Here is a 7,800-nt window from a genome sequence, read left to right on the forward strand (position 1 = left end):
GGGCCCGCGGAGGGCGAGCTGGGCCTCGAGTCTCGCCTTGTCGAGGGGAGCGGGGTTCTCGGCCGGCACGATGAAGCGCAGGGCCAGCGCGTTCAGCGCGGTGCACGTGAGCGCGGCCACCGCCGCGGCCACCAGCCAGTAGAGCCCCATGAACTGCTCCTGGGTCTGCGCGGGAAGCAGGCCCACGGCGACGAGGTTCGACGACTTGCTCGTGGCCATCATCGGCGAGAACAGCATCGCGCCGGAGAACGTGGCCGCCATCAGCGCCGTGGCGGCGTTGCCGCCGCGGGGCAGCCCCAGGCCCTCGCGCATGTCGCGGTAGAGCGGGAGCATGAGCGCCAGGCGGTTGTTTCCCGAAGGGGTGATGGGCGAGAGGGCGTACCCCCCCAGCATCAGCGCTGTCTGCTGCCAGGCGGGGCGATCCGGGATGGCGCGCAGCAGCCGCAGCATGAGGCGGTAGGTGAGGCCAGAGCCGGCCATCACCGCGGAGAGCGCAAAGACCCCGAGCAGCGTCATGAGCGTGGGGTTGGCAAAGCCGCCCAGTGCCACGAGAGGAGGGGCGAGCCCCGTGAAGAGGATGGCCACCAGCGCCACCAGCGGTGGGATGAACTCGTCGACCAGCGAGAAGACCCACATCGTCACGGTCACCGACATGATTGCGGCGAAGAGCGCGATGGGTACAGACGCGCCGGCGATGAACGTGGCGAATCCGGCAATGAGCGGCAGCAGCACGGCGCAGATCCAGCCGATGCGCTCCTTGAGGTCAGCCGTTGATGGGGACGGCGCAGACGGTCGGCGCTGGGGCGTCGTGAGCAGCGGCTCGTCTGACACGGTCTGGAAGAGGCCGAGGAGTGCGTCGGTGGCGAGGTGCTTGTGCGTAGCGGCAACCTCGGAGAGCGCATCAGCCGAGATGCGCCACGCCGTTACCCGCGTGGCCGCGCGCGCGGTGCACAGCCGTCGCGGCGCGCCACCGAGCGCCTCTTCTCCGCAGTGGGGGGCTGCGAGCCGCATCTCGCGACCGCTGGGCAGAACGAGAGAGACCGTGCCGCTGGTGATGAAAAACAGCGCCTCCGCGCTCTCCCCCTCGGTGTAGAGCGCGTCGCCCGCGTCGATGGCGCAAGCCTCCATGGCGCCGAGCATCCGCGCCAGCGACGGTAGCGGAACCGACGCAAACAGCGGACAGGCCTGTAGGCAGACGAGGGCATCGGCGGTGCTCGTGACCGCCGACACCCTCGCTGCCGGAGCGGGGTCGCTCGCTTCGATCAGGGAACCCACTGCACCTCGCCGGTGTCAAACTGGTAGACCGCGCCCTTGATCATCACGCCAGGCTGTGCCTTCACGGTGGGGTCGCTGGCGATGGCCTTCATGCCCAGGCGCACGTTGGCGACGATGCAGTTCTCCTCGGCATCACCCGACATCTCGCGGGTCTGCTCGACCGCGGGGCGGATCATGTCCATGAGCTCGGCGAGGTGGCCGTCAAGCTTCTTGCCCGACATCGCCGCCTGCACCGCGCCGCACTTCTCGTGGCCCAGCACCACGATGAGCTTCGTGTGCAAGGCGGTGACCGCGTACTCGGTGGAGGCCAGCACGATGTTGTCGACCACGTTGCCGGCCAGTCGGGTCACGAACAGGTTGCCCCACCCCTGGTCGAACGCGAGGGTCGGGTCGACGCGCGAGTCGGAGCACGCCACGATCTCGGCCATGGGGTACTGCACGCCATCGAGCTCGAGAGGGCGGTCATGCAGGCGGCTCATGCGCTGCACGTGACCGCTCACGTAGCGCTTGTTGCCTTCCTTGAGACGGAACAGCGCCTTGTCGGCCGATACCGGCTTGACCGCCGCCGGAGAGGGCTGTGCGCCCGCTTTCTTCTGCGGGGGCTGAGCGCCCGCAGGGTCTGCCCACGGGCTGAGGAGGGTTCCCACAAGGGCCAGGGCTGCAAACCCAGCCGCCAGCGCTGGCAGGCGGCGTTGGAGAGACTTTGAGTGTTTCACAGAAGGGCTCCTTTTTCGATGCAGGGAGGGTCCCCGACCCATCGGGGGCTGGGTGAAGAGGACTTGGCCCTGTGGGAGGGGTCCTCCTTCAGATCTTTCCGACCGCCGAATGCCAATGTGACCCGCGAGGGGTTCAAGGACTCGGTCACGCGAGAGATGAATACCTGCTCGTGAACTTTGCAGCCAGGCAGCCCACCCGCCAGGAGCTTGCCCTCTTCACCCGCCAGCTGGCGGCCCTGCTGGCGGGTGGGCTCACCATTCACCGCGGCATCGAGGTGCTCGCCCAGCAGCACGTCTCGACGGCCCTCGGAGAATCGCTCTTCTCGGTGAGCCGTCTCATGGAAGGCGGGCAGAACCTCTCGCGCGCCCTGGGTCGGGAGCGCGACGTGTTCGACCCGATGTACGTCGCCCTGGTGCGCTCCGGAGAGATGCAGGGCAATCTTGATCGGGTGCTCTCGCTCCTCGCCAGCTATCTCGAGCGCGACGCCATGCTCCGCGCCCGCGTGAAGGGCGCGCTGACCTATCCCGCCTTCGTGCTGGCGGTGACGCTGGCGCTCACGTTCTGGTTCTTCCGCTTCGTGCTGCCCTCGTTCATGCCCATGCTCAACGCGCTGAAGGAGATCCCGCTCCCCACCCGCATCCTGATGCTGGGCGTCGATGTGGCCTCGCGCCCCTGGAGCGCGCTCATCGCCATCGTCTCGGCGGTCTTGATCTTCCACCGCACCCGTGCCTGGCTGCGCACGGTGAACGGGGCGGCCTTCCGGGACCGCATGCTTCTCGCACTTCCCTTCACCCGCGAGCTCACCCGCAAGGTGGTACTCGCCCGCATCGCTCGTTCGCTCGGAACCATGCTCGCGTCCGGCGTCCCGGTCATGGATGCCCTGCTGCAGACCTCGAGCAGCTGCGGTCACGCGTCCTACCGCGATGACATCATCCTGGCGCGAGAGGCCCTCAAGCGGGGGCTCTCGCTCTCGACCTACATGGACGGCTGCCCCGAGCTCTACCCCCGGCTGTTCGTCGGCATGGTGGGCAGCGGCGAGGAGACAGGCCATCTCGACGAGCTCATGCTGCGCATCGCGGGGGCGTACGAGCTCGACGTGGAGTATGGCATGGAGACCGTCATCACGCTTCTCGAGCCCGCCCTCATGGTGCTGCTCGCGGGGCTTGTGGGCTTCATCGTGATCGCGCTGTTCGTGCCCATCTACACGTTCATCGGCACCATGTCGTAGTTCCCCCGGCGGTCAGCAGCTCATGTCGACCGCACCCGCCCCAGGGCGACCTGGGCGGCCGAGCGCACGGTGGCTTCCTCATCGCGCGCGGCGGTCTCGAGGGCCTGCTCCACGGAGGCGCGGTTTCCCGGCGTCACCAGGCGCTCGAGGGCCATGGCCGCGGCCACGCGAACCGGCGCGGGCTTGGTGCGCGTCGAGACCGATCCGCGCGCCAGGGCTGCAATGACGGCGGGAACGGCCTTGAACGCCTGAAGCTGACCGAGAGCGCGGCAGGCTCTCGCCTGAACCCGCTCGTCAGCCTCGGCGCCGAACATTCCCGTCTTCTTGATGAGGTCGGTGAGGGTGGCCATGGCCTCGAACACGCCGCGGTCACCGATGGCCGTGATGGCGTCGGCCTTCACCTCGTCGCTTCCATCGCGGAGCGCTTTCAGCAGCTGGTGGTCGAGGGTGGCCTCGCTGCAGGTGGCCAGGGTTCGAATGGCTTCGAGCCGCACCGCGCGGTCGCTGTCGAAGACATACGGCTCGACGATGGCGGCTGTGCCCGCGTCCTTCCAGCACCCCAGGACAGCGATGAGGTTGGCGCGCTCTTCGGGCTCAAGGGCCGCCGCCAGCAGGTTGCGCACGCGGTCGGTGGCGTCTGGCGCGATGCGCAAGAGCAGCGACGCCGCCACGGCGCGCGCGCGCAGATCGCTCGTGGCGGCGAGCAGCTCGAGCAGGGGACCCACCGATCTGCGCCCGGAATCGACATACAGCTTCGATGCGGCGGTGACCCGCAACGTGTCTCCGCTCTCGAGGTCTTGTCGCGCCACCTCCCAGCTCTTCGACAGGTTGTCGAGCATGCGGGGGTCGGCGTAGCGCGCCAGCTCGCGCTGCCAGCGCGCCTTCTCGCGCAGCCACTCCCCCTCCTGGGGGCTCGTTCCCGCCTGCGGGTCGGTGGCGCTGACGCGCCGCGACTCTCCGCTGGTCTCCACCTCCTTGATGACCATGTTGCGATGCGCGCCGTCGGCGCGCTTCAACAAGATGTCGCGCTCGCTCACAGCGACGTAGAGGGTCTCGCTGGGCACCACGTGCTGGGCGCCCGCGTCGCTGAGAATGCGTCCCAGGCCGCCCTTGGCCCGTACACCGTCGGGCTTGTCTGACAGGGCCTCGAGCAGCTGCCGCAGCTCGCCCTCGGTGAGCCCTCGCTTGAACGTCACGCCCTTCACGCCGTACTCGTCGAACTCGAAGAGCATCGTGCCGTACTGCATCGACTGCGGCAGCGGCGCGCCGTTCACCAGAAGCCGGCCATCGGCCAGGCTGTACGTCACGGTATCGGCCTCGTCGAGCAGCGTCTCGAACGCGGCCATGGCCTCGCGGAACGTGCCCTTGCGCGACACGTGCTCGAACCCGTACATCTTGACGCCGTTGCGACAGGTGCGGAACGCCGACGCCGCGCGCGCCGCCAGGGCCAGCACCTCTTCCGCCGTCGTTCCGCTGCTCACCAGGTCCTTGAGATCGTCGCCCTCGTCGAGGGCGTCGGAGCGGGTGAACTGGCTGAAGAGGGCGCCGATGAGCCGACGGTACTGGGCGCTCTTCTCGTCTCGTCCGCCGCGGGCGTAGTGGAAGGCGAGATCGTTGAGAAGGCGCACCAGGCCGGCCGCGTGCTGGCCTTCTCGCAGCGCCGCCACCTCTGCGTGCAGCCGCGTGCGCTCATCGTCGGAGATGGCTTTGTAGAAGGCGGCGTGCGACTGGGGCGAGACGAACTGGTGAAGCGGGTTGTCGCCGGGCTCGATCTCGGTGGCGATGTGCAGCTTGCGCGCGCGCTTCAAGATGCCGCGCAGATAGGCGCCTTCTGTCTCGCAGAGCTGCTTGAGGGTGTCGAAGTCGAACTCGATGCCGATGACCGCGGCCCGCGACATGGTGATGCGAATGTCATCTTCGACCTGGCCCGCGCGCATCGCCATGAGGTCGTCCGGGTTGGCGGGCACGTTCTCGGCCTCGAGGCTTGAGACCATCAGCGCCTTGCCCTCGTAGCGCAGGCAGCCCCGCAGCACGAGGAGCTTGAGCACCTCTTCCACCATCAGCGGGATGCCCTGCGAGCGCTCCCACACGAAGGCTTGCAGGTGCGGGTGCTTGTCGGCGCCAGACAGGATGGCGCACACCATCTCTCCCACCTGCGCCTCGGTGAGCGGCTCGAGCTCGACGAGCCCCGCGTCGCCGCGCTCGAGCAGCGCGTTCACGAACTCCACCACCAGCACGTTGTTCTCGAGGGTGTCCGGGTCGTCGCGCAGGCTGAGGCAGACGAACGTGAGCGGATCGCGCTGGCGCAGCCGTTCCATGACAGCCAGCGAACCCTGGTCGGCGCGCTGGAAGTCGTCGAACAGAAAGCTGGGAGAGCGCCCTTTGCCCAGCGCCAGCAGCAGCGAGCAGAGCGCGTCGGGGACGTCGGCTTCTTCCTGCGCGGCGTCGGTCGAGAGCAGAACGTGTCGCGAGAGGTTGGGCAGCAGGCGCGAGACGGCGGCGATCTCGGCCATCGACAGCACCGTGGCCACCTGCTGGCCGGCCTGCGGATGGGTGTGGAGGTAGCTGCCCACCGCTTCGAGGATGAACCCATACGGCTGCCCCGTGCGATAGGGAAGCCCGGAGGCCTCGAGCAGCACCCGTCGCTGCGTGTCGGCCTTTGCGCGCAGGTCTTGGAGCAGACGGGTCTTGCCATACCCGTGCCGACCGGTCACCACCGCCCACTGCACGGGCTTGTCGGCGGGCGCCAGCAGCCCCTCGATGAGCGGCTCGAGGAGCGCTTGGCGGGCGATGAGCCGCTGGCAGGGGAAGTAGCTCGAGAGGGTGCTGGCGTCGAGCACGTTCTCGGAGCTCGCGTCGTAGACGACGTAGCCGTCGCGCCCGCGCTTCTTGGCGAGATAGGCGGCATGGTCGGCGCAGTGAAAGACCTGCTCGGCTTCTTCGACGTCGGTGGGGAAGTGCGCCACTCCGAGGCTGAATGTGATCTTGGCGGGCTGGCCGGTCGATTCGATGATGAAACGCGCGGTGCGAACGTTCTCGCACAGCGCAGCGCCGCACTCCTCGGCCTGCTCGCGGCTCACGCCGGGCAGCAGCACCGAGAACTCGTCGCCCGCGTAGCGAATCGGGTAGCCGAGCATGCCCACCGTCTCGTTGATCACGGACCCCACGCCCTGGAGCACGGCGTCGCCCTGCTGGTGACCATAGCGGTCGTTGATGCTCTTGAAGAAGTCGACGTCGATGACGATGAGGGCGAGATCGGTGCCCTCGGCCTGCGCCTTGGCCACCGCCTCGGCATACGCCTGGTTGTAGAAGCGTCGGTTGTACAGGCCGGTCAGCTCGTCGGTGTGGACGAGGTACTGGGCCTGCTGCGCGTCGGGAGTGGAGGGCGATGGATTCACGGCTGTTTGGGGCAGTTCGGGTCTGCCGGTAGGGTTTCCCTCTCGATCTCCACCCGTGTCGGGGCAGGCGACACAGGAATCTGCTCGTCTTGCGCGGCACTACGGGTCATGGCGCGCTGTCGACGAAGCGCCGCGCCCGACCCGGTGGCGCACGGCGCGGCCGCCGTCTGCGCGATGACGAAGGAGGACGCTCGTGCCCGCCTCACCCACATTCGGATTCACCCTGCCTCCCGCACTCGACGTAAACCTGCAGGTATCCCTTGCTGCGTTCGTCGAGCGCATGGGGTTCGATCGGCTGTGGCTACCGGATCACCTCGGCTATCCGGATTGGAGCCAGGCCCCTTGTGCCTGGAGCCTTCTCACGGCCATGGCCATGCGCACCCGTCGCATCACCCTGGGCACGGCGGTCTCTGATCCGCATCGCGTTCCCCCCGCCGTCTTCGCCCAGCGCGCCGCCACCCTCGATCAGATCTCGCGCGGGCGTGTCATCATCGGTCTGGGCACGGGCGAGGCCATGAACGTCGCGCCTTTCGGCATCGCCTGGGACAGGCGTCTCGCGCGCCTCAAGGACACCGTGGCCATCACCCGCGCGCTGCTCGACACCCGAGGGCCGGTGCACTACGACGGCGCGCTGCACTCGATTCCCGGCGGTGCCCTGTCGGTGCGACCCTACAAGGAGAGACGCATTCCCATCTACCTTGCTGCCCTGGGCCCCAAGGCGCAGCAGCTGTGCGGCGAGGTCTGCGATGGCTGGCTTCCGGTGGTCATCCCTCCCGAGCACTTCGCCCACTACCATGCCCCCATCATCGATGCCGCGCGCGCCGCGGGGCGCGACCCGTCGTGCATCGATCGGGTGGCCAACATCCCGGTTGCGCTGGTCGACGACGAGAAGGCCTCACGCATGCTTGTGGTCGCGTCGGCCCGACGCTACGCCCTCACCCTCGTGTGGCCCCCAGTGCTCGAGCAGATGGGCATGCCCCTCGACTCCCCCCCGGAGTTCGGCGACGCCAGCTACATCACCGTGAACCCGGCCGATCCGGAGAGCATGGCGCGCTACCGTGGGTTGCAGCGGTGGATTCCTGAAGACGTGGTCATGAAGTTCGTGTACTACGGCACCATGCCACGTCTGAAGCGCATCGTGGGCGATTATCTCGACGCCGGCGCCACCAGCGTCACCCTCGT

At 68.2% G+C, this 7,800-nt stretch carries 5 protein-coding genes; 2 read left to right on the forward strand and 3 right to left on the reverse strand.

Translation table 11 applies throughout. From position 1 onward, the window contains the following. Positions 1 to 1,275, reverse strand: a 1,275-nt coding sequence (locus EB084_15195; protein NDD29602.1) for a hypothetical protein, incomplete at its 3' end; no start/stop codon positions are given. Then, entirely contained in the window at positions 1,263 to 2,033 is a 771-nt protein-coding gene (locus EB084_15200) for a carbonic anhydrase (GenBank protein ID NDD29603.1), read from the reverse strand. The genes EB084_15195 and EB084_15200, both read right to left, overlap by 13 nt. Before the next feature lie 29 nt (positions 2,034 to 2,062). Between EB084_15200 and EB084_15205 the strand changes: the two genes are divergently transcribed. Further along, positions 2,063 to 3,220: a type II secretion system F family protein gene (locus tag EB084_15205; GenBank protein ID NDD29604.1), complete on the forward strand. Its 1,158-nt coding sequence runs from the start codon at positions 2,063 to 2,065 to the stop codon at positions 3,218 to 3,220. Positions 3,221 to 3,240: 20 nt separating this feature from the next. Here EB084_15205 and EB084_15210 read toward each other — a convergent pair whose 3' ends face one another. After that, positions 3,241 to 6,618, reverse strand: a complete 3,378-nt coding sequence (locus EB084_15210; GenBank protein ID NDD29605.1) for a diguanylate cyclase — start codon at positions 6,616 to 6,618, stop codon at positions 3,241 to 3,243. Between the two features lie 193 nt (positions 6,619 to 6,811). On the opposite strand from EB084_15210, the gene EB084_15215 reads away from it, so the two are divergent. Beyond that, the coding region (locus tag EB084_15215) for an LLM class flavin-dependent oxidoreductase (protein NDD29606.1) at positions 6,812 to 7,800 on the forward strand (989 nt) is incomplete at its 3' end.

The organism is Pseudomonadota bacterium (genome assembly GCA_010028905.1).
Classification (GTDB): domain Bacteria; phylum Vulcanimicrobiota; class Xenobia; order RGZZ01; family RGZZ01; genus RGZZ01.

Coding starts and splice junctions, on each gene's coding strand:
- EB084_15200 (NDD29603.1), bottom strand. CDS start 2,033: ATGGGTCGGGGACCCTCCCTGCATCGAAAAAGGAGCCCTTCTGTGAAA.